We start from the raw sequence: 20975 nt of genomic DNA on the forward strand, positions 1-20975 counted from the left end.
CTCAAGGTTCCTTTCTGCTGCTGACTCCGGCTGAGCCGAAGAGCTTCTCCATGATGATATATTCTTTACCGCCCTTAGTGAAGGCTGTGCCGGATACTTCTGACAGTCCGAACTTTTTATAAAATGCGGCCTTGTGGCTTCTCGCATTGCAATAGATCCGGTTCACCCCCGACCGCTCCGCCTCATTCAGCACATGCTGCAGCAGCCGGCTCCCGTAGCCCTGGCCCTGCTGCTCTGTCCGGGTAGCAAATTTGCGGAACTGCGCTTCACTTCCATCGATGAACAAGGAGACTGCGGATACGAGCTGCTCCCCTTCGAACAACCCGTAATGCACGCCATCATCATCATCGTCAAGCTTGACATAATCAAGCCCCCGATCAGGCCACATGACTTCATGCCTCAGCTGCCAGACGGCTTCTTTATGTACTTTGCGGATTTCCATATTATCAACTCCACTGCTGGTCTTAGTGCATCGTATCCCATATTTGCTTCCCGATCAAGATCACGGTAACTGTGATGAACAGCGGGCGGATATAACTGGCTCCTTTGCGGATGGCGATCCTTGATCCGACTATTGCCCCGATTACCATCGGGATGCCCAAAAGCAGGCCATAGTACAGACTAACCGAACCTACAAAGGCAAACGTCAATAGACTTGCAATATTACTGGCGAAATTAAGCACCTTGGCATTGCCTGCAGCAGTGACAAATTCAAAACCCAGCATAAGAAAGGCAAAGATCAGGAACGATCCGGTCCCCGGGCCGAAGAACCCATCGTAAAAACCAATCACCAGCGCAATCCCCATGCCGGTTATCAGCGTTTTTCTGCTGTCAGCGGAGAAGGTCGAAACGTCACCCCATGATTTTTTGAACAGGGTATAGACCGTTATCACAATCAGCATCACGATCACCAGCGGCTTCAGAAACTCCGAAGGCACCTGCCGGACCGTCAGCGATCCAGCCACCGCACCAACAATAGAAAACGGAATTAAAAATTTGACCAGTCCGAAATTAATCTTCCCGGAACGCACAAAAGACGCCGTACTGGTGAACGAGCACAACGTTCCGGCCAACTTATTGCTGCCAAGCAGCAGCGGGAGCGGAATTCCGGCCGATAACAGCGCGGGTATGGCAATCAGTCCACCGCCTCCGACAACAGAATCAATCACCCCGGCCAAAAAACCGCAAATTACCAAAATCGCAATCATTACTATACTGCCATGTTCCATATTGCGCAAAGCCTCCTGCATGGATGTCAAAAGCATTCAAACAAAATCCAGCATACACAATTTCAGTGATGGGTACCAGAGAATTCTTGGATGATAGTTTGCAGTAATAGTCGATTATAATCAATAAATCCCACCAAAGAATTCATTATCGTGATACATTCAAAGGAACATGCGCTATTTTTAAAAGGATACTGAGATTTTGGGGGGCTGTGTATGCGAAATGATTATAAATTTGAGAATCTGAATTTGGACGAGGCAAATATCTTCGAATTACAAGAAGCCTTGGAACAAGGAACCCTGACTTCAAAAGATCTGGTATTTTATTATTTAGGCCGAATTGCTGAATATGATCAGGATGGTCCGCACATCAATGCCATCATGGAGATTAATCCCGACTCTATTTTTCTGGCGGAAGCACTTGATCTGGAACGGAAGTATGCAGGCAGACGGGGATTGCTTCACGGTATCCCCATACTTTTAAAGGATAATATCGGTACCCATGACAAAATGCACACCAGTGCCGGTGCCTTGGCATTGGCACAGCATATAAGTCCAGAGGATGCTTGTATAGTCAGCAAATTAAGAGAAGCGGGTGCCATTCTCCTGGGCAAAACCAATATGACAGAGTGGGCTAACGGTATTTCGTCGAGTATGTGGGCGGGTTACAGTTCAAGGGGCGGTCAGGTTGCTCATCCTTATGGAGAATTCTTTGTCGGCGGGTCAAGCACCGGTTCGGCAGCAGCAGCCGCGATGAATTTTGCAGCCGCAGCGGTTGGAACGGAAACCTCTGCTTCCATTCTGAGTCCGGCAGTACAGATGTCCGTTGTCGGGATCAAGCCTACAGTGGGCTTAATCAGCCGCACGGGAATAATCCCATATTCATACTCGCAGGATACAGCAGGCCCAATGGCTAGAACTGTGTCCAATGCAGCAATACTTCTTGGAGTGCTTGCAGGAAGGGATGAAAGTGATCCCGCAACTTGGAGGTATGATTGGTCAGACAGGGAACAGGATTATACCAGATATCTGAACGTTGAAGGCTTACACGGAGCGAAAATCGGAGTCTACTCTGAACTGCCTGAACATGTAAAATGTTCTGGTGAGTATGATGAATTTCTGTTTAATCAAGTGATTTCCGATCTGACTAAAGCTGGGGCACAGGTTGTGAAGCCTATTGAAATCCCCTCATTCCATGGTCCTTGGAAGTACAACAAAATAAATATGGAATTCAAGCATGGAATTCAAAATTTTCTGCACAACCTTCCTGCTCATATGCCCATACATACATTGTCAGAGTTAATAAATTGGAACCAAAATCATGAGGAACAGGCGCTGCGGTACGGCCAGGATATTTTGGAGTACAGAGAAAGCCTGGCCGATCTTTTGAATGACAGAGAATATATTCAGGAGTCGATCTTGGATTTGCACCTTGCCCGGCAAGAAGGCATTGACTATGCCATTGAACGATACCAGTTGGATGCGATAATGTTCCCTGCTTACATCGGTGCAGACTTGTCGGCCAGAGCGGGTTATCCTTCGATTGCCGTTCCGGCAGGATATATGGAGAACGGAAGGCCTTTTGGAATCACTTTTGCCGGAAAGGCATTTAGCGAACCTACATTAATTGCAATCGCCTATTCTTTCGAGCAGCACACCAAACACCGTAAACAACCGGTATTCGATTAACTGGACACACTTATTTCCAGCCATAACTTGCAAACCAGATACCATCCCGGTAATCATCTAGCGCCTGCTTTACAAAAGGGATAATGTTCACGGGCTCTGCCTCATGCAACTGTTCTCCGCCTTCGAGACGCCCCAAAGGAAGACCGTATAAACCATCATCGTGGCCTGTGTTGCAGCGTTTCAGCAGCAAAATCTGCTGTTCCCGAATCAAAACCGTATGTACAACGCTTAATAAACGGAACACCGACATAATTCCCCTACCTTCTTGTTAATACAATATAAGAACATTTGTTTCTATAATATCACATTCGATAAGCCATTTCAAAAACAAAAGAGAGGGAATGACTCCTCTCTTTTTGACGTGCTATAACCTTACAATACTATTTGATAAGACGAGCATTTACCCAATCGGCATGGTCACTATTTATACCATCTTGACCATCTGTTACAATAAGTTTTAGCTCATTCTTTCCAGAAAGATTAACGTTTACCTCTTTTGGCTCTGTATAATAATGCATTACACCACTGGAGAATACAACTTGATTGTCTACAACAACTTGGAACTCCACAGAACCTACCGAACCTACCTCATTATCTACCCCAACTAGCGCAGCAAAGGATGTGTACTGCCCATTCAGTTTGTAGACAATTTCACTGTTAGCATGTGTGCTCAAACCTTTTGTATAGGTCTTGTTATTTAACTTAAGTGTATTTCCATCAAGACTACGATCTTTTTGGATTGTTCCCCAGCCTGTTGTTGCAGAAAACCAATCCATATCGCTGAGATAAGTTGTAACAGGTTGTGGTGTTACTGGATCGGTTTCAAAGATTTTAATCTCACTTGCAGAGGCGAAACCATTGGTACCGCCACCTTGAGGTACTTCAAGCCGAACATATTTAGCAAGAGTAGGCGTGAAATTTACTGTCTTTTCTGTGTTGTCCTTTGCCCAAGTGCCTGTTGCAACTTCAGTGAATGTTACCCCGTCAAGACTAGTTAAGATTCTATAATTTGTAATAATACCATTATCTCCAGTTTGTCGTGGGAGATAGGTTAGTTTGAAGAATGTAGATGGACTGGCGTACTTTGCTGTAATATTGTATGGGAACTGATTGGGTTTATCCCATTCGCTGTGCCAGATACTATTTGTATTTCCATCAAATGCATTTATTGCAGGATCATAAGCACTTGAAGTCTCTTGGCTATTTGTTGTTATCCCGATGATACCTTTTACCTTATCTATTCCATCAGTCGGTTTAATGATGTTATAATCTGATCCAAACCAAATGGGTGCAGTTAGAAGAGGTACATTCAATGATTTAATCTTGTTTCGTGTTTCATCTGTTGCAGTCAAACCCCATTTATCAAAGAAAGGCGTCAAGTCATAGTGAGCTACTTTTGAAGTGCTTAGAATAAATGCCTGTTTTTTCTGATCATCTGTAGTTGGCAGATCAGCTTTTGCCATCTCACGATATAATCGATGTAAATCCGGGTAGAAGTTATCCCCAAAAGCAAGATTAAGCTGCCACAACATTTCTAATTTTGAATCAGAGTCTTTAAAATCCTTGGTTGGCTGGTCTACAAACAAGAAAGCAGCTAAGTACTCGCCTGGTGACCTTGCAGGTTCAGTAGGGTAAAGAACCTTCTTAGCAGCTAGAGAATATAGATTAACTGTCACCTCACCCATCTCACTCCAAGTCCAAGGCCCTTGTTGTCTCAAATGACCTGCCTCATGATACTGCCCCCAACCCATCCTTGTAAGGTTTAAAGCATCCGCATTTGCTCCAGTCTTTGTGGGCATAATTGCACCATCCCAGCTTGCATATGCATACGCTCCTCCTGTGTATGTTGGTGATTCAATGATTCCAATCAAATGCTTATCTAACCGGTGTCTAGGATCAGAATCAGAATTTGAAAGTCCGGAAATTTTATCCTGTGCTGCAATAAACTTATCATAAGTCTGTAAAACAGGAACTGGGTCTTGATTCAAGATGTGGTCTTTAGCAGACGCATATGTGAAGATTAAGAGAGCTTTTTCTGATTGAAGAACAACAGAAGGTGCATCAGGATAAGCACTCATCATTGCCTGCCAATCCTCTTTGGTATTCTTGCCTAATACAAAGAATGGAACAGGACTCCCCCCACTCACTACATTTACATTAATACTACCTTCATTGTTGCTGTTATCAAAAGACAACAAACCGCCATTTGGTGAGGAAATTGTGTTTTTACCTGTTTTTAATGGATAACTAATCGCCCACTCTTTATCATGTTGATGTGTCCCGATAATCGCTGTAATTGGTTTGTCACCTGAGACTTCAATCTCTATTTGTTCATTGGCTTTTGCATATAGGCCTGTTGGCTGAAATATTTTCCGGGCATCCGCATACCCCGCTGCTCTGCGCTCCCGCTCGCCTTCCGCCCATATATCTCCAAGGGCCTTTACTTCAAAATTCCGCTGAACGACAAGATTACTTTGCTGTGTAATGGCTGCCTCTGAACTTTGGGCTAGAACCCCGGATGGCGAGACAGATACTACAACTGCTGTTACCACCATTAGTGATAAAATCTGAAGCGACTTCTTAAGTTTTCTCATCAAATCCTCCTAAAATGAATTAAATTTATGCATAGCTAGCATCTAAATGCTGGCATATCCATCTGGGTAAGTATTAAATAAATTTCAGACGATTATGACACAATTACATTACGTTTTTTACCATTCATCAAATAACACCATTTATCTCTATTGCTTCTAATTCAAATTTATTCTTCTTTTATTAACATTATTTGTTATTTAAAATGTGACCTATTACTTCCTGGAAAAAATTCCGGAAACAAAAAAAAGCGGCAGGAACCTTCCCTGCCACTCGTATATTCAACACCCTTTTTTTAACTTCTCACTTATACGTATTCTGCTCATTTTTCTTATACGTGGTCTTGTCATCCCGCAGCGATTCTTTACGGATGTCGAGCTTCTTCTGTTCCATTTGCTGTGCCTCCTGACTGGTTACGGCAACTTGGTCCAGTTCCTCGACCGTGTTGATCAAATTTTTGTCCGGTTTGGTGTGATTCTCCACTATATTGCCTCCTATAAGTTTTGTTAGCGCCCTGCTTCCTGAAATAGCTCGTACAAAACGGCCTCGAAAGCATAAGCTGATGCAGATCGGTCACTTCAGCTTATTGTGGCAATTCATGGAGAAGATTATACATTTCACGCAATAGCTCGGAAAAACCGGAAAACAGGGAGCAATGTGTTAACCAAAAAGCCGGATAAGCAGATCGCAGATCTGCCTGTCCGGCTTTGGCTTGAAGCAATTCTATTTTACAAACCGCAATACTATTCTTCCGAATCTACATTGTGATACACCTGCTGAACATCGTCCAGTTCTTCCAAGGCGTCGATCAGCTTCTCGAACTGTGCTTCGGCATCCTCAGGAAGAGTCACATAGTTCTGTGGAAGCAAAGTCAGCTCAGCTACGGTGAATTCCGTAATGCCGGCTCCGCGGAAAGCCTCCTGTACAGCGTGGAACTGGTCCGGTTCGGCATATACAATCACTGCTTCTTCCTCTTCCAGTACATCACGGACATCCAGGTCTGCTTCAATCAGAAGCTCCATGACTTCATCCGCAGACTTGCCTTCTACACCGATTACAGCTGTCGGATCGAACATATACGTTACCGAACCGCTGACGCCCATGTTACCGCCGTTCTTGCTGAATGTGGAGCGTACCAGCGGAGCTGTCCGGTTAACGTTATTGGTCAGCGCATCGACAACAATCATCGAACCGCTTGGACCGAAACCTTCATAGCGCAGTTCCACGTAGTTTTCGTCGCCGCTGCCTTTTGCCTTTTCAAGTGCACGGTCGATAATCGCCTTCGGCACATTGTACGTTTTGGCGCGCTCCAGCACGACCTTCAGTGCACGGTTCGACTCCGGGTCCGGTTCACCCTTCTTCGCTGCCACATAAATTTCTACACCAAATTTGGCGTATACTTTACTTGTATTGGCATCCTTGGATGCCTTCTTTTCTTTAATATTATTCCATTTACGACCCATATTGTTCCCGCTCACTTTCCAACATTAATTATAAACAGTCTTGTATATTATACCTCTGTTCGATATATCCCGTAAAGGGCAGTCCCCTTCCCGCTAAAAATCCAGCAGCGCCAGCAGTTTCTCCACCCCGACCGCCTGAATTAGCACAGGGATTCGCGGCCCTGTCTCCTGGCTCAGCACCAGTTGATAGATTAACATGAATAAACGTTTTTGATTATTTTTCATGCTTTTTTTATCCTCGTCATAGCAAATAGCATATATCGCCTTCATCAGCGGCTCATCTTCCATTCCCCCGGTTCTCAGCAGCCTGCAAAAGGCAGCCAGCCATTCTTGCTCATGAGCCTCCAATGTGTCATACAGCTTGTTATCACGGCGGGTGTTCACAGTAACCAGCTTTTGCGGCATCCAGTGTCTGATCCAGTACTCTGCCCGCTCCGCGGTTTGTTGAAGCCCCTGTACATTTTCGTTCTCCCCGTTCCGTGTCATGATTTCCAGCAGCAGTTTTTGATCAAAATGAATCAATGGCAGCAAGCCTGCAATGGGGCCAAAGCCGGGGGCTTTTTTGTCCAGCGGATCAATCAGGGAAAGCTCCACCGCTGCACGAATATCATCCGTAAGTGTCAGAGAGTCGTAAGCTTTCCGGTAACGCTCGAATTCCGTATAGTTGCGCAGCACATCTTCATCCATCCCGATATGAAAGGCGGCACCCGGCAGATATTTGGCGAACAGGAAGAGAATATTTTCCGGCGCATAGACCTTCAGCAGATCATCTGGGGTGTAGTTGTTCCCGGATGAGCTGGACATTTTGGCAAAACTCCCTTTAATTCTAATAAATTCATAGGGCTCATACATGGGCGGCGCACTTCCAAAAATCCGTTCCGAGATAACAGAAGCTACATTGTAACTGCCTGTTTCCGACGAATGGTCGCGGCCTCCAGGCTCGAACAGCACCTGCTCCAGATTCCAGCGCATCGGCCAGTCAATTTTCCATTGCAGCTTGATGTTATCCGCCTCTGGAACAGACAGATTGCTATGATGGCCGCACTCACAGCTGTAGGTCAAGAGCTCTTTGTCATCATCAAAAGAATGCACCGTAGTCGAGTCCTTGCCGCAATCCCCGCAGTAGATACTCACAGGATAGAATGCGGCTTTGTCCGCTTCGCTGGCTTCACCCGTTTTGAACGACATCAGAATGTCATAGATTTCACCTCTGCTGCGCAGCGCATGAAGAATTCCGGGTGCATACCGGCCTGACTGATACTCCTTGCTCTGATAAATGAATTCCGGCCTGATTCCAAAAACCTGGAGCGCCTCCTCAAATTCCTGCTCGAAATGCTCCGCATAGGAGGTGTGGCATCCGTAAGGACAAGGAACCTGCGTGTAGGGTTTGCCAATATACTGCTCAAAACTTGGATCTACATGAAGCGGAACCTTGCGGAACCGGTCAAAATCATCCCATGAAAAAATAAACCGCACCTGTTTACCCGCTTTTTCGAGCGCCCTGCTTACAAAATACGTTGTCACAACCTCACGGAAATTTCCGATGTGGATATGGCCTGAAGGACTAATCCCCGATGCACACACGAATGTCTGCTGCTCCGGGTGGTTTTCGATGAGCCGGCTTGCTATTTTTTCTGACCAATGCATGAACAATCACCTCAACATTTAATGTAAAAAACAAAACAAAAAAGCCCTCATCCGCAAGATTGTCATCTTGAGGACGAGAGCTGTATTCAGCGCCGTGGTACCACCTCTGTTCGCGAACATGTCGCCATGCCCGCCTCTTCGGGTACGGCCATTACGCTTATACCCTATCTCTGTAACGGGAGATCCCGTCATAGCATCCTTGGACGTAGTGTCCAATTCCGTATGAAGCTCGGAGACTTTTTTCGTCAGGCACACCGCTGCTCCGTTTCACCCTTCCGAAGCTCTCTGTGAACGATGCCGCCTGATTACTCTTCTCTTCATCGCTGAAGTGTTATGCTTTTTTCAATATAGACCACTATAACAAAATCATCATAAAAAGTCATTATCCAAATAAATAGCTTTACCCGTACGCGAGGATTCATAGAGCGCTTCTAATATCCGGGAAACGACGTAGGCCTGTTCAGGCGTCACCACCGGTTCTTTGTCCTGGTCAATCGCCTCAATCCATTGGCGCATTTCGGTATCCGGCGCGCTTTCCTGTCTGCCTTCGTAGAAGGCCACTCCGCCCGCACTAAGCTCAATTTCGTTCGTATACAAACGGCCCAGCTTTTCACCATTAATGCGCAGTCCTTGTTTCATGTCGGCTCCTGCTTCAGTTCCGCTCAGACTGCATTTGGCCTCATCGACATCCAGCGAATTCAGCGCCCAGCTGGACTCCAGCATAATCGTGGCGCCATTCTCCATGACAATCATCCCGAAGGCCGAATCCTCCACCGAAAATTGCTTCGGGTCCCACGGTCCCCATGCATTGGCAGCATTCTCTCTCTTCGAAAGCTCGTGGTGGGTGGTGCCGAGAACCACCTTGGGCTGATAGTTGTCCATCATCCATAGGGTCAAATCCAGCGCATGGGTTCCGATATCAATCAACGGTCCGCCTCCCTGCTTCTCCTCATCCAGGAACACTCCCCAGGTCGGTACAGCTCTGCGGCGGATGGCATGGGCCTTGGCAAAATAAATGGAGCCGAGCTCCCCGGCCTCACACAGCCGTTTTAAGTACAAGCTGTCCTCCCTGAAACGGTTGTTATAGCCGATTGTCAGTTTTTTGCCGGTCCGTTTGGCGGCTTCGAGCATTGCTTTGGCTTCAGCGGCTGTTTTGGCCATCGGCTTTTCGCACATCACATGCTTACCGGCTTCCAAGGCAGCGATTGAAATTTCCGCATGGGAGATGTTAGGGGTTAGCACATGGACAATATCAAGCGAATCATCTTTTAATAATTCTGTGTAACGGGTATATACTTTCGCTTCTGCACTTCCATACTTCTGCCGGGCCTCTTCTGCCCGTTCTTCAACAATGTCACAAAAAGCGGCCAGCTCTACATTCTGGAGCTTGCTTAGACTGGGAAGATGCTTGCCGTTAGCAATACCGCCACACCCGATAATACCTATCCGATACGTTGCATTCATATTAAGTCACCCTCACTTTGAAATGGATTGCTGTCTCAACGCACGAAACGCTGCGGGAGTCATCCCCAGGCGCTTGCGGAACACAGCATGCAGATAATTTGCATTGGTAAATCCCGAATCTTGGGCGATCTGCTCGATGGAGGAGAAGTTCTCTTCCAGGGCACGGCATACAGCCTGCAGGCGGATTTCCTCAAGAATCCGGCTAAACGGCCGTTCCGGCTGAACCTGTTTGAAGATCCGCTGCAGCTGTCTGCCGCTGATATGGAGCTTTTCCGCTACATTGTCCAAGGTTACAGGAGTTTTATGATTGGCTTCCATATACTGGACCGCATATTCATATCTGTACGCCGCCATATTCCGCACGGGTGCTTCTGCCCGATTGTCCCCGCTGTCATACGCCCGGATGGTCCTCAACAAGATATTGATCACCAGTTGTTTAATGGACGTATAATATCCGAGCAGTTTCCCGTCACATGCTTCATAGGCCTCCAAAAAGCAGTGCATCGCCCGATGGTAATCATGCGCCGGAACCACAGGCAGAGTCCGCAGCTTGACCATGGTCTCCTCGGCTTCGGCGGCTTCCCAAGGGTCAACGCCTTCCCTTTCTCTGGCAGTAATATCCACGTGCAGGCACAGTTCGTCCATAGCCTCCCCGGCATCCGCTTCCTGATAGTGGATCACACCCGGCCCGGTCAGATAGAGCATACCTTCTGAAAGAGGATATGGTTGTCCGCTGAGAATGACTTTTCCCCGCCCGCGCGGGATGAAATGAAATTCAAACTCCGCATGCTTGTGGAAATCTACAACTTTGCCTGGCGGAAAAGAGGTCAAGTGGAAGCGGAGCACCCTGATCTCGTAATGCCCCCATTCGATGCAAATATCGAGACGCTCCAGCATATCCTGCTTCTCGAACATTTTCTCAAAAGAACACCGGCTCCATTCAGCACCATCCCGGATCATCTTAATCGTTCAGCGCTTTCAAAAATATCGTACGGCCTTCCCTGGCCGCAAGGTTCGCCGCTTCCATCAGCCTTGTCAATTCTAAGGCTATCTGTACATTTTCTTCGGCAAAAGTATTCGCTTGGATATGAGCCACCCATTGCCGGAAAGCGCTCTCTTTGGCGGTCGGCAGGGGCCATTCGGTCCATTCCTGGTAGGCGTCTCCTGCTGCCTTCGTGCGAATCAACAGCTTCTGCTCCGGTGTCCCGTACAGCAGTGTCCCTTCGGTACCATGCACTTCTATAGCAAAGGGTGAATGGCTGTTGACGAACCCTGCTTCGACGACACCGATCGCTCCGGAATCCGTAGAAAGAGCCGCCACTGCATTATCCTCCACTTCCTTGCCGGTGAGATAGCCAAAGCTTGCGCTAACCCCGGTCACAGCTTGACCCAGGAAGAGTCTGGTGAGGTACATCGGATGGCATCCGAGATCAATCAAGGCTCCCCCCTGGCACTCCTCCAGATTATAAAAATGCGCCGGCAGCCAACCTGCAATCGCTCCATCATGCGACAAGCGCACTCTGACGTAAGTAATCGTGCCAAGCAGGCCCTGACGGAGAATATCTTGAATCGCTAAGGTATACCCGTCATTCAGACGGGGCAAGGACACGGTCAAGATTACCTGCTGCTTGGTGACCTCGGAGAGAACAGCGTTGGCTTCTTTCTGTGTTGCAGCAATCACTTTTTCTGTGAAAATGTGTTTTCCGGCTTTGGCGGCAGCGGTCAGCACCTCTGTGTGCAGGCGGGTGGGCGCATCCACAATAACGCCGTCTATATCATCCTTCGCAAGCAGATCGGCCAGTGAAGCGAAAAACGGAACGTTCAACTGTTCCGCGGCGGCCTGCCCCCGCACGGGATCTTCATCCCACACGGCAGCGATCACGGTATCCTCATGTTCCTGGACCTGCTTGATATAATCCCAGGCGTGCACATGCCATAAGCTTAATACACCGATTCTAAGCGTCACAGCGTTATCCCTCCAATATATAATATTCTGACATCTCCATTTAAAATAGCACAAAGAAAGCGTATTTTTAATAGAATTATGCGACATTAACTATATGAAATTGCGTCATTCTTCATATGCCTCAGCGCATCTCCGGAAGAATTCGTATCTAAGACGCTTTGCCGTTGCCCACACTATGCATTTTTGTATACAGAAGCAGTTGTTTAATAGTCGGTCGATACCACGAGCTCAAGTGCCGCCTCAAGACCCGTACATTCGGAAGTTCGTCAGTTCCTGATTTGAACATTCTCAAGCTGTAGTTTTCCAGTAGATCCGGTTATTGAATTTTTATTACACCCATGTTATATTCCACATATGAAATATTCAAAATTAGGAGTCTCTCTATGCATACATTATCCAATGTCGAATTCATGCTCCTGCAAATGATCGCGGAACATCGTCAAGCTTCCGGATACGATATTATGAAGTTAGTCGAGCAGCGGGGTTATAAAGAATGGGCGAATATCGGTACAACTTCGATATATGTGGGATTGAAGAAACTTAGCGATAAAGGATGGATCTCACCTGAGACATCCGACGAGAAATCCGGCAAGGGGCCAACACCGACCCGGTTTGTCCTCACCGAAGCAGGTATACGTAAGCTGAGAAATGAAATTCTTGATAGCCTGTCGTCTACACGGGAACGTGACAACCGCTTCGATCTCGGTTTGGCCGCTTTGCCCCATATCGGGAAAGAAGAGGCCGTCATTGCTTTACGGAAACGACTGGATTTTCTTGGACAAGCCTCGATAAAAATAAGACAGAAGTACGAATCACAAGGCGGAGCCAGCTTGCCGCTTAACGTAAGGGCGTTGTTCTTACATCCATTCAGTTTAATCGAGAGCGAGCAAGCGTTCGTTAGCCGTTTAATACATGAATTATTGGAGGAGGCAAGTAGACATGGTCAAAATTATTGAAGGTTTCATTCCTTATCAAGGCGAACATTGCGAAACAACCGCCGTGGGCAATTTAATGCAATATGCGGGAGTCCGCTTGTCTGAGCCGATGTTGTTCGGACTAGGGCAAGGGCTTGGATTCATATACTGGGATTCGAAGGGAATGGACTTCCCCTTCATCGGAGGAAGGGTAAAACCGGATAAACTGACCGCTTATCTCGCCGAACGACTCGGCTTGAACGTCAGATATCAAGAAACCTCGTCCGTCAATAAGGCGTGGCAGAACGTCCGAAACAGCATCGAACACGGCATTCCGGTTGGGCTTAAATTAGATGCCTATTACTTGGATTATTTTAAGAACAAAGTGCACTTCGCCGGTCACTATGCGGTACTTTACGGTATAGATGACGAATACGCCTACATGGCGGACACCAGACAACAGGGTGGACTTGTGAAGACGCGTCTGACAAGCTTGGCCGCTGCCAGAAATGCAAAGGGACCCATGAGCTCCCGGAATCGTTCCTTTACGATCGAGCCAAACGACGCATTGCTTCCGCTTGTTCCTGCTATACGCGAATCCTTGACCATGAATGCGCATGACTATCTGAATCCGCCCATTGGGAATATTGGCAATAAAGGCATTGTTAAAATGAGCAATGAAATCTTGAAGTGGCCTTCCCGCAGCAACAATTTCGAACATGATTTATGTCTTACCGCGACGCTAATGGAGCGGGCGGGAACCGGCGGCGCTTTATTTCGGAATCTGTATAGGGATTATTTGAGAGATTGTGCTGATCGGCTGGAGGACCCGAGGATCGAACAAGCCCACTGTATGTTTACAGAGATCGCTCCAATGTGGGTTAGCGTCTCTGCTTCAATCGACCATGCAGGAAGAACAGGTGAGCACCAGGAGCTCGTGCATGCGTCAAAGCTGTTGCTCGAGATTGCGGATAAAGAACGCGCAGCCATGGAGCTATTGTTGTGATAGCCTTACACTTACATTGAACGGAATCTATGCTATAACCCAGTGTCAGCTTAAGCACCCAACAAGGGTGCTTTTTATAACTGGATTACTTGAATCTATTGGTGGTTTATTTCGTAGCATTATATGTAATTTCACTCATCTTAATTAGAGTGTCTCACCCAATTTCTGAATCTTGGAGTGGGAAACTAAATATACAGGACCCAATATGTCTATTTTGCTGTCCTTTACACGTATAGCGCTCTCCTGTTCTGCCGCATAAACATCAATCTCTTCAGACAAGGGGAACAGGTAGCCTTGAACAAACGTGGCGTAGTCGCGTTTAGAATGAGATTCATAGGCCAAATGATCAAAGCCAATACCATCATAAATAGTACTTGTTTCAACTTGATAGCCATTGTTTGTCAAGCTTAACCATTTTGCAGCCATGTTTAACGCACCGGCGCTGGCACCCATTATAACGGCATTGCTGTTCTTAATAACATCCGATAATTCATATTCCGCCAAAAAATCGTTCTGCAAAACAGGATCTCCACCGCATAAAAAAATGACAGAAGCGTTTTGAATGAATCGCCGGGCATCTTCCTTCTGCATGCGGTAATCAACGAAATGATATTCATCAAAAATAATGTTAGCCTGATTTAACCATATCCTTTCAGAAACATCATCAATGTTAACTTGCTCACCTTTGTAACCAGACGGTTGAGCGCTAATCATAACAAGCGACTTTCTGTCTTTTATATCCTCATCCAACCATTTGACCAGCTTCTCTGGAAAAAAATTATTAAACCAACTGAGATAGTAGTGAGTTTTCAAACTTAATTACCTCCATATGTATTATTTACATGCATCCATTCTTAACGCTAAAACATATTATAGATGCTAGAAAGACGGTTCTTCAGCCATTTCGCTTGCGCTTCCTTGTACACTTTTCATAAATTCATCTTCATATTACCATAACATGGAATGTAGTATGTGAAATATGTATTATGTTTCCACGTTATCCTTCCCGTAATGAACCACCGTCAGTCTAAGACTTTATTATTTCTGACTATAGTTAGCAGGATTGTTTCAACTCGTGGGATAGTAAAAGCCACCCGGATTACGGATGGCTTTGTGTCAAAGAGTATGAATCCCTAATTTAGATTCTTACAGTTCATCCGCTGTTGCTTTACCTGTATTTGCACCCTTTACCAAAAAAGGCTGGCCACCCTCACACCCATACTTCATCCGCCGTCTCAATAATTAGCCGCAGCTTATCCCACTGCTCTTCCTCCGTGAGCATGTTGCCTTCCTCGGTGGAAGCGAAGCCGCATTGGGCGCTAAGGCACAGCTGATCGATCGGTACAATCTGTGCCGCTTCTTCTATCCGGGCGATGATCTGCTCCTTGCTCTCCAGCCCCCCGTGCTTCGTAGTTACCAAACCCAAGACAACCTGCTGGTCCCGGATGAAGCGCAGCGGAGCGAAGTCGCCGGAACGCTCATTGTCGTATTCGAGGAAAAAAGCGTCCACTTCAGCCTGGCTGAACAGGACTTCGGCCACAGGCTCATAACCTCCGGCGGCGAACCAGGTGGAGCGGAAATTGCCCCGGCAGACATGCAGAGCAATGGTCATATCGACTGGACGTCCGGCAATACTCTCGTTGATCAGCCGTACATAATCCTGCGCCAGCTGGTCGGGATCGATGCCGCGGCTGCGCAGATGCGCCCGGTGTCTGCCGCTGCACAAGGTTCCCCAGGTAGTATCATCCAGCTGGAGATAACGGCAGCCTGCCTCATAGAAGGCACGGATAGCGTCCTGATAGACTTGGATAATATCGCGGAACAACGTCTCGCGGTCAGGGTAGATCTCATTTCCGTTATAGCTTTCCACGAAGTGGAATAATGCCGGGGATGGTATGGTCATTTTGGCGAGGGTATCTCCTGCCATCTGCTGCAGCTCCACAAACTGGCCAACCATGGGATGCCCGCCGAAGGTGATTTTACCGACAATCCGGAAGCTTTCTGCCCGCTGCACCGCTTCTTTGGCGCTTCTGCCTTGATCCAGACTGATCTTCTGCGTACCGTTAATCCCGAGAAAAAAATCCAGATGCCACCAGGACCGCCGGAACTCACCGTCTGTGACAGCCTTCAGACCCAGCGCCTTCTCCTGTTCCAGCAGCTTGGAGATCTCCGCATTCTCGATTTCATGCAGCTGCCTGTCTGTAATTTCGCCCTGGAGATGCAGGCTGCGCGCGGCTTTCAATGCTTCTGTGCGGAGGAAGCTGCCGACGATGTCGTAGCGAAAGGGCGGAGTATTTCGTTTGGAGCCGTGAACTGGACTAATCATACATTCCTCCTGCGGTTAGAGTAAAAAAGATTTAAGGTCAAAATTATTTCTGGTGACCAGGTCGTTCAGAATATCGATATAGGCGGACATCATTTCGCCGGGCTTGCGGTCCTTATGGGCGATCCAGCCGACGGTGAACACTTCAGAACTGTCAAAAGGAATCGTCACCAGCCCGTCGCCGTTCAGCTCAGCATCCATAATTCCCGTACCGACCGTATAGGAATCACTGCCCAGCAACAGATGGGTCAGCGTGGCCCGGTCTGTAACCTGGATATTTTTCTCAATCTGGGTGAAGCTTAGCATCTCCTCGGAGAAATACAGGGAGTTGTTCTCGCCTTGTTCAAAGGTAATGTACGGGTAGGGCAGTATATCCTCCAGCGTAATCAGTTCCTTCCCGGCAAGAATATGGCCTGCCCGCACATACACATGCGGATTGGTGTTGAAGAGCGGAGTAAATTTCAGGTTCCCGTCGCTGAACAGCTTGTTCATCACCTTATAATTGCCCTCATTAATGTAGAGAATCCCCAGATCGCTGCGGAGTGTCCGCACATCCTCAATAATCTCATAGGTCTGCGTTTCTCTCAGACTGAAGTTGTATTCCGTCACCCTGTTCTCTTTCATCAGCTTGACAAAAGCATCCACGACAAAAGGATAATGCTGGGTAGACACGGAAAAATAAATCGGGCTGCGCTTCTTCCCGGTGTACCGGTTCTCCATAAATTCAGTCTGTTCGATAATCTGCCGGGCGTAACCCAGAAATTCCACCCCTTCGGCAGAAATGCTGATCCCCCGGTTGTTCCGTTCAAAAATCGTAATCCCCAGCTCATTCTCCAGCTCCTTAATGGCATTGGAGAGGCTTGGCTGGGAGACAAAAAGCCTTTTGGCCGCTTCATTCATCGAGCCGCTGTTCGCAATCTCAATGGCATAGCGGAGCTGCTGCAATGTCAAACCTGTTCCCCCTTTTGCAAGAACTGTTGCTGAAGAATCTTCTCTTTCCGATTAAAACAGATACCGTCCCCCGGAAGGAACGGCACCTCAGTTTCTGCTTATAGTAGCATAGATTCGTAGTTCCATCCATGCCTGATGTATGAAAAGTCTGCGGGTACTTATTGGCTGCGCTTTTTCCCTGCATCGATCTTGGACGGGTCGAGCCCTTCCCAAATGTTCCTGATCTTTGCCTGTTCCGGATGCTCGAACACCAGGAAGGCGGTGGGCAAATAGCGCTCGCCATATTGCGAAGACGGTTTGTTCACAATCTCATTGTCCTTCACCAGAACAGTTGATGAACCGCCGTCAAGGTTAGCGGCAATAACGGCTCCATGCTTCAGCATAATCTGCTGCACATCATAGAGGTTCGCGCCAATGCTGTATCCGGGCTGTCTGCCGTCAATGACCACGAACAGCAGCGCACCGTCAGCACGTTGGCCCATCGCGGTCCGGGGCGCAATCCCCCAGCCTTCCGCGGCATTCTTGATCAGCCCTTTGCCATTAACAATGATCCGGGGCTGAAAAGACACCGCCTCCTGCACACCCATCTTGCTAAGCTCGTCCAGCGTATAGTTCCCGGCGATCATCTTACCCTGCTTGTCCAAGCCAACGATCTGTGTAGATTTTTTGCCGCCGAGACCGTTATAAAACAGCTTGCCCTGCGAAATGACCAGACCAATCGGCTTGAAGCCGTTACCCTTCCAGTTCGGGTCGGCAAACCCTCCGCCATTCACACCGGCAATTGCACCCGTGCGGGCAACCATGCTGGTCACCTTTTCGCCTGAACCGATCCTGTTCGGCACACCCAAGCGGACTTTGGTCGGATCATTAACGGTCATAACATATCCGGTGTAGCCGCCGCCTGACACCTTTTCCACCTCAACCAGCGGTTTATCTTGTTCTTCCGCCGCAGGTTCTTTTATCACATGGGTGTCCTTTTCGTCTCCCATATGCTCAAACCGCTGATTGTATTCCGTGACACGTTCCTTCAATTCATCTTCGCCAATAATATATTTCGCCAAATAGCGGTGTTGTGTGGTTATTAGCGTATCTGCAATCAGATAACGGGTGTTCTGGGCAGACGGGGCAAAATACAGCCAGCCCCCGGCGGCCAAAAGCAGAAAAATGCCGAATAAAAAGACTCTGAAAAGTGTGCGGAAAAAGCTTTTTTTCTTGCGTTTACGCACGGGTTTCTTCTTGCGGACCGTGGAGCGTTGTGGTAATGATGAAGAATTCACTGCTTAATTTCCTCCCTGTTACTGCCTGATAATGGAAATGGGCATAAGCTCATATACCCCATCATAGACGATTTTGCGAGATCAAAGGTTTCAGTTTGTTTAACTGTTGGGAATTCAATCCATTGAAGAGCGGGTGTAAGCAGTGGCATAACTAAGGATGAGAAAGCGGAGCATGAGAAAACGGAGTATGTGGATTAGTACAGGAATTATCGCCGGCTTTGCCCTTTTCGATTAAACTCTCCTGGTTAAAAGGACAGATTCTTGAATTTAAACCTCTGCAGAACCTGGTCCAGCAGGACTCAAGAAAATCACTAAACGAATTTGCAAGTAAGTACACATTACTCATGTCATCAGGATCTTCAGGTTCTTCCTCGTGATCCCAGAAATAAACTTTACCAGCAAACTCTTCATCCGTTCCTATACAGATTAAATTCCCTCCAGGGTGCCTGACCATTCATCACAATAATATATTGACATAATTAATTGTACACCTTCCCTTTTACATCACGAATAATAATATTCCTATTTGTAGCCTCATCACTGGAGTCACATATCTGTTTTATCTATTCTCTCATCTTAGCAAGAATACTATATAAATCTTTCGCTTGACTGTATTTCTTCATCAGTAAGAATCTCAGTTTCAAGTAATTTCGTTTTGCTTTGCTCTCCAGCTTGGTAATAAAGAGTACGTAAAAGTCACCTGAGGTAGGAAAAGAAAATAATCCATATCCCTTTTGTACTAATGTGTATGAGAAACTAAATTTCATAGATAGAAGCCATATCTATAATCACCAAATTCAATTGACATTCCTAACTCCGAGGCAAAGTTAGAGTGATAGATGATCATTTTGTTTATCAAAACAGCGATCTCCTCCCCGTCTGGCGTTGACCACCGTTTCAGCACTTCCTCGTAAATGTCCAGATCATCAGGGATTAAAGCGTTTTTCCGTCCTAAAGTGATTAATGCTTGCTTAGCAATAGCCTCTAGCTCTTTAGCACTAAATTAGAATTTCAAGAAAGAATCAATTTTAATCACATGTAAAAACAGGTTTTATTGTGGTAGTATCTGACCATAATGAAACCTGTTTCATGCAACGCACTATCGTTAATTTGGATTATTCTTTTCGAGAGTTACTGTACGTAGAGACAAATAACCAAAATTTACGGGTATTAAATTGCAACATCCTGATAACCTACATTAATTATTTTTTCATTTACGAGACGAAGTCCTAAACCATTTTCAATATCCCAAATGCAGTCAAAGGTCAGTCCAATATCTCTACCTTCAAAACAATCTGCAAAGGGAATGGTAATACCAACTAAAGTTATTTTTTCTAATAATTGATTAATAGTCTCAATTAAAGGATAATTCTCGTTAACTTCCACATCGTAACCGAGTTCATGTCTCTTTTGTATATAATAATCTAAAATTGCTTGTAAAAAGCCTTGCTGTAATTGATCCCAATTTTGCATCAATGAAGTATAAGATTCATATTGTTCTTCATCAATTTCACCATCTTCTTCACCATCTATCATTATCGATATCTCAGATTCTTTCCCACAAAAATCGATCGTGGTATCTTTAATCCAACCATACTCATATTCAAGTTCACCAAAAATTGCATCATTTATTTTCATTTTAATGTCTCCTCCTTATTCATTGGCAAATCCTCCGGGTTCAAACGCCCCTGCATTTATCTCTCCTACTCCACCAAGGTGCCCAAATGTACTATTAATTTCTGATGGAACAAGTTGAATTGTTTTTACATCATTTAATTCATGCCAAGTTAATTCATTTTGTGTTCGATACCTTTTTATGTCACTTGCCTTAATTGCTCCCGGTTGCATTCCAAACTGGCGTGCTAACTCAGGTGAACTATTAAGCTGATCAGCTAATTTTTGATCTGCCTGAGCAAAATTAGCTCGTCTAGCTTTTCCTCCATTTTTCCCTGTTCCCCCTAACATATGGTCGATTTCCACCTGTCCTTTTGCTACAGGTGATAAATCAGGAACTGCATTTTTATAATGGATACCTTCAATACCAGCTTCATCTAGTTTTTGCTTTACTTTAGGGTCTTGCGGTTGCTTAAGAGTGGCTAGGGATTCACCTCTTTTTCCTTCAAAACCGACTTTTGTATTCATTTCACTTGGTGTTTGATTAAACCTTGCTTCATAAGAACTGGCAAATTTAGTTTGCTTGAAGGCAGGCGGTAAATCTGTCCCTGTACCATCAGGAACATTAATACTATCAAAATCAATCTTTCCGTCTTTTCTTGCAACTGCAGAATTATAAACATCTATTCTTTCAGAAGTCTTTAAGCCGCTAAGCTTATCTAACTCAGCCTGGGTGCTGATTCCAGCTTTTCTTCCCTCAAGGCTTTCGACTTCTTCAATCGTTCCGTCAGCCAACAGCACCCAAGGATTAACCTCGCCATAAAGACGGATATGCTTGCCCTT

20 protein-coding genes and 1 other annotated feature are annotated in these 20975 nt (G+C 46.3%); of the genes, 3 read left to right on the forward strand and 17 right to left on the reverse strand.

Going from position 1 to position 20975, the window contains the following annotated elements; translation table 11 throughout:
• Position 1: 1 nt before the first annotated feature.
• A complete protein-coding gene (locus tag BLQ82_RS09275; protein ID WP_208810661.1) occupies positions 2-442 on the reverse strand; it encodes a GNAT family N-acetyltransferase in 441 nt (146 codons plus the stop codon).
• A gap of 22 nt (positions 443-464) precedes the next feature.
• A complete protein-coding gene (locus BLQ82_RS09280) occupies positions 465-1229 on the reverse strand; it encodes a TSUP family transporter (protein WP_062528177.1) in 765 nt (254 codons plus the stop codon).
• Positions 1230-1442: 213 nt separating this feature from the next.
• On the opposite strand from BLQ82_RS09280, the gene BLQ82_RS09285 reads away from it, so the two are divergent.
• Positions 1443-2915: an amidase family protein gene (locus BLQ82_RS09285; protein WP_062528176.1), complete on the forward strand. Its 1473-nt coding sequence runs from the start codon at positions 1443-1445 to the stop codon at positions 2913-2915.
• A 10-nt stretch (positions 2916-2925) separates the two neighbouring features.
• On the opposite strand, the gene BLQ82_RS09290 is transcribed toward BLQ82_RS09285, so the two are convergent.
• The 8 genes from BLQ82_RS09290 to BLQ82_RS09325 form a co-directional block, all read right to left on the reverse strand.
• Complete coding sequence (locus BLQ82_RS09290) at positions 2926-3165, reverse strand: NUDIX hydrolase (RefSeq protein WP_062528175.1); 240 nt, start codon at positions 3163-3165, stop codon at positions 2926-2928.
• Positions 3166-3295: 130 nt separating this feature from the next.
• Positions 3296-5509 (reverse strand): NPCBM/NEW2 domain-containing protein, encoded by a 2214-nt coding sequence (locus BLQ82_RS09295; RefSeq protein WP_062528174.1) that lies wholly within the window; start codon positions 5507-5509, stop codon positions 3296-3298.
• 301 nt (positions 5510-5810) lie between these two features.
• Positions 5811-5990, reverse strand: a complete 180-nt coding sequence (locus BLQ82_RS09300) for a hypothetical protein (RefSeq protein WP_062528173.1) — start codon at positions 5988-5990, stop codon at positions 5811-5813.
• Between the two features lie 260 nt (positions 5991-6250).
• Positions 6251-6970: a YebC/PmpR family DNA-binding transcriptional regulator gene (locus BLQ82_RS09305; protein ID WP_062528172.1), complete on the reverse strand. Its 720-nt coding sequence runs from the start codon at positions 6968-6970 to the stop codon at positions 6251-6253.
• A 93-nt stretch (positions 6971-7063) separates the two neighbouring features.
• Entirely contained in the window at positions 7064-8617 is a 1554-nt protein-coding gene (lysS, locus tag BLQ82_RS09310) for a lysine--tRNA ligase (protein ID WP_062528171.1), read from the reverse strand.
• A 66-nt stretch (positions 8618-8683) separates the two neighbouring features.
• Positions 8684-8947, reverse strand: a binding site (T-box leader).
• 39 nt (positions 8948-8986) lie between these two features.
• On the reverse strand, positions 8987-10081 hold the full coding sequence (locus BLQ82_RS09315) for a Gfo/Idh/MocA family protein (RefSeq protein ID WP_062528170.1): 1095 nt from the start codon (positions 10079-10081) through the stop codon (positions 8987-8989).
• 12 nt (positions 10082-10093) lie between these two features.
• Positions 10094-10996: a helix-turn-helix domain-containing protein gene (locus BLQ82_RS09320; RefSeq protein ID WP_244280740.1), complete on the reverse strand. Its 903-nt coding sequence runs from the start codon at positions 10994-10996 to the stop codon at positions 10094-10096.
• A gap of 46 nt (positions 10997-11042) precedes the next feature.
• Positions 11043-12047 carry a Gfo/Idh/MocA family protein gene (locus BLQ82_RS09325; protein ID WP_062528168.1) on the reverse strand — a complete coding sequence of 335 codons (1005 nt, stop codon included), beginning with the start codon at positions 12045-12047 and terminating at the stop codon, positions 11043-11045.
• A gap of 383 nt (positions 12048-12430) precedes the next feature.
• On the opposite strand from BLQ82_RS09325, the gene BLQ82_RS09330 reads away from it, so the two are divergent.
• Both BLQ82_RS09330 and BLQ82_RS09335 read left to right on the forward strand, forming a co-directional pair.
• Positions 12431-13003, forward strand: a complete 573-nt coding sequence (locus BLQ82_RS09330) for a PadR family transcriptional regulator (protein WP_062528167.1) — start codon at positions 12431-12433, stop codon at positions 13001-13003.
• Positions 12987-13967, forward strand: coding sequence for a BtrH N-terminal domain-containing protein (locus tag BLQ82_RS09335; protein ID WP_062528166.1), 981 nt, complete (start codon positions 12987-12989; stop codon positions 13965-13967). The genes BLQ82_RS09330 and BLQ82_RS09335 overlap by 17 nt, the downstream gene beginning before the upstream one ends.
• 144 nt (positions 13968-14111) lie before the next feature.
• Here BLQ82_RS09335 and BLQ82_RS09340 read toward each other — a convergent pair whose 3' ends face one another.
• The 7 genes from BLQ82_RS09340 to BLQ82_RS09370 form a co-directional block, all read right to left on the reverse strand.
• Complete coding sequence (locus BLQ82_RS09340) at positions 14112-14780, reverse strand: Type 1 glutamine amidotransferase-like domain-containing protein (RefSeq protein WP_062528165.1); 669 nt, start codon at positions 14778-14780, stop codon at positions 14112-14114.
• 397 nt (positions 14781-15177) lie between these two features.
• Complete coding sequence (locus BLQ82_RS09345; RefSeq protein ID WP_062528164.1) at positions 15178-16293, reverse strand: 5-methyltetrahydropteroyltriglutamate--homocysteine S-methyltransferase; 1116 nt, start codon at positions 16291-16293, stop codon at positions 15178-15180.
• A gap of 15 nt (positions 16294-16308) precedes the next feature.
• Positions 16309-17241, reverse strand: a complete 933-nt coding sequence (locus BLQ82_RS09350) for a LysR family transcriptional regulator (protein WP_062528163.1) — start codon at positions 17239-17241, stop codon at positions 16309-16311.
• A gap of 158 nt (positions 17242-17399) precedes the next feature.
• A complete protein-coding gene (locus tag BLQ82_RS09355) occupies positions 17400-18518 on the reverse strand; it encodes a phosphodiester glycosidase family protein (RefSeq protein ID WP_062528162.1) in 1119 nt (372 codons plus the stop codon).
• Positions 18519-18669: 151 nt separating this feature from the next.
• Positions 18670-18972 carry an SMI1/KNR4 family protein gene (locus BLQ82_RS09360; protein WP_074648067.1) on the reverse strand — a complete coding sequence of 101 codons (303 nt, stop codon included), beginning with the start codon at positions 18970-18972 and terminating at the stop codon, positions 18670-18672.
• A gap of 716 nt (positions 18973-19688) precedes the next feature.
• Positions 19689-20156: a DUF2004 domain-containing protein gene (locus tag BLQ82_RS09365; RefSeq protein WP_062528161.1), complete on the reverse strand. Its 468-nt coding sequence runs from the start codon at positions 20154-20156 to the stop codon at positions 19689-19691.
• Between the two features lie 15 nt (positions 20157-20171).
• Entirely contained in the window at positions 20172-20777 is a 606-nt protein-coding gene (locus tag BLQ82_RS09370) for an HNH endonuclease (RefSeq protein WP_083351102.1), read from the reverse strand.
• Between the last annotated feature and the right edge of the window lie 198 nt (positions 20778-20975).

The organism is Paenibacillus jilunlii (assembly GCF_900102965.1).
Lineage (GTDB): Bacteria > Bacillota > Bacilli > Paenibacillales > Paenibacillaceae > Paenibacillus_AQ > Paenibacillus_AQ jilunlii.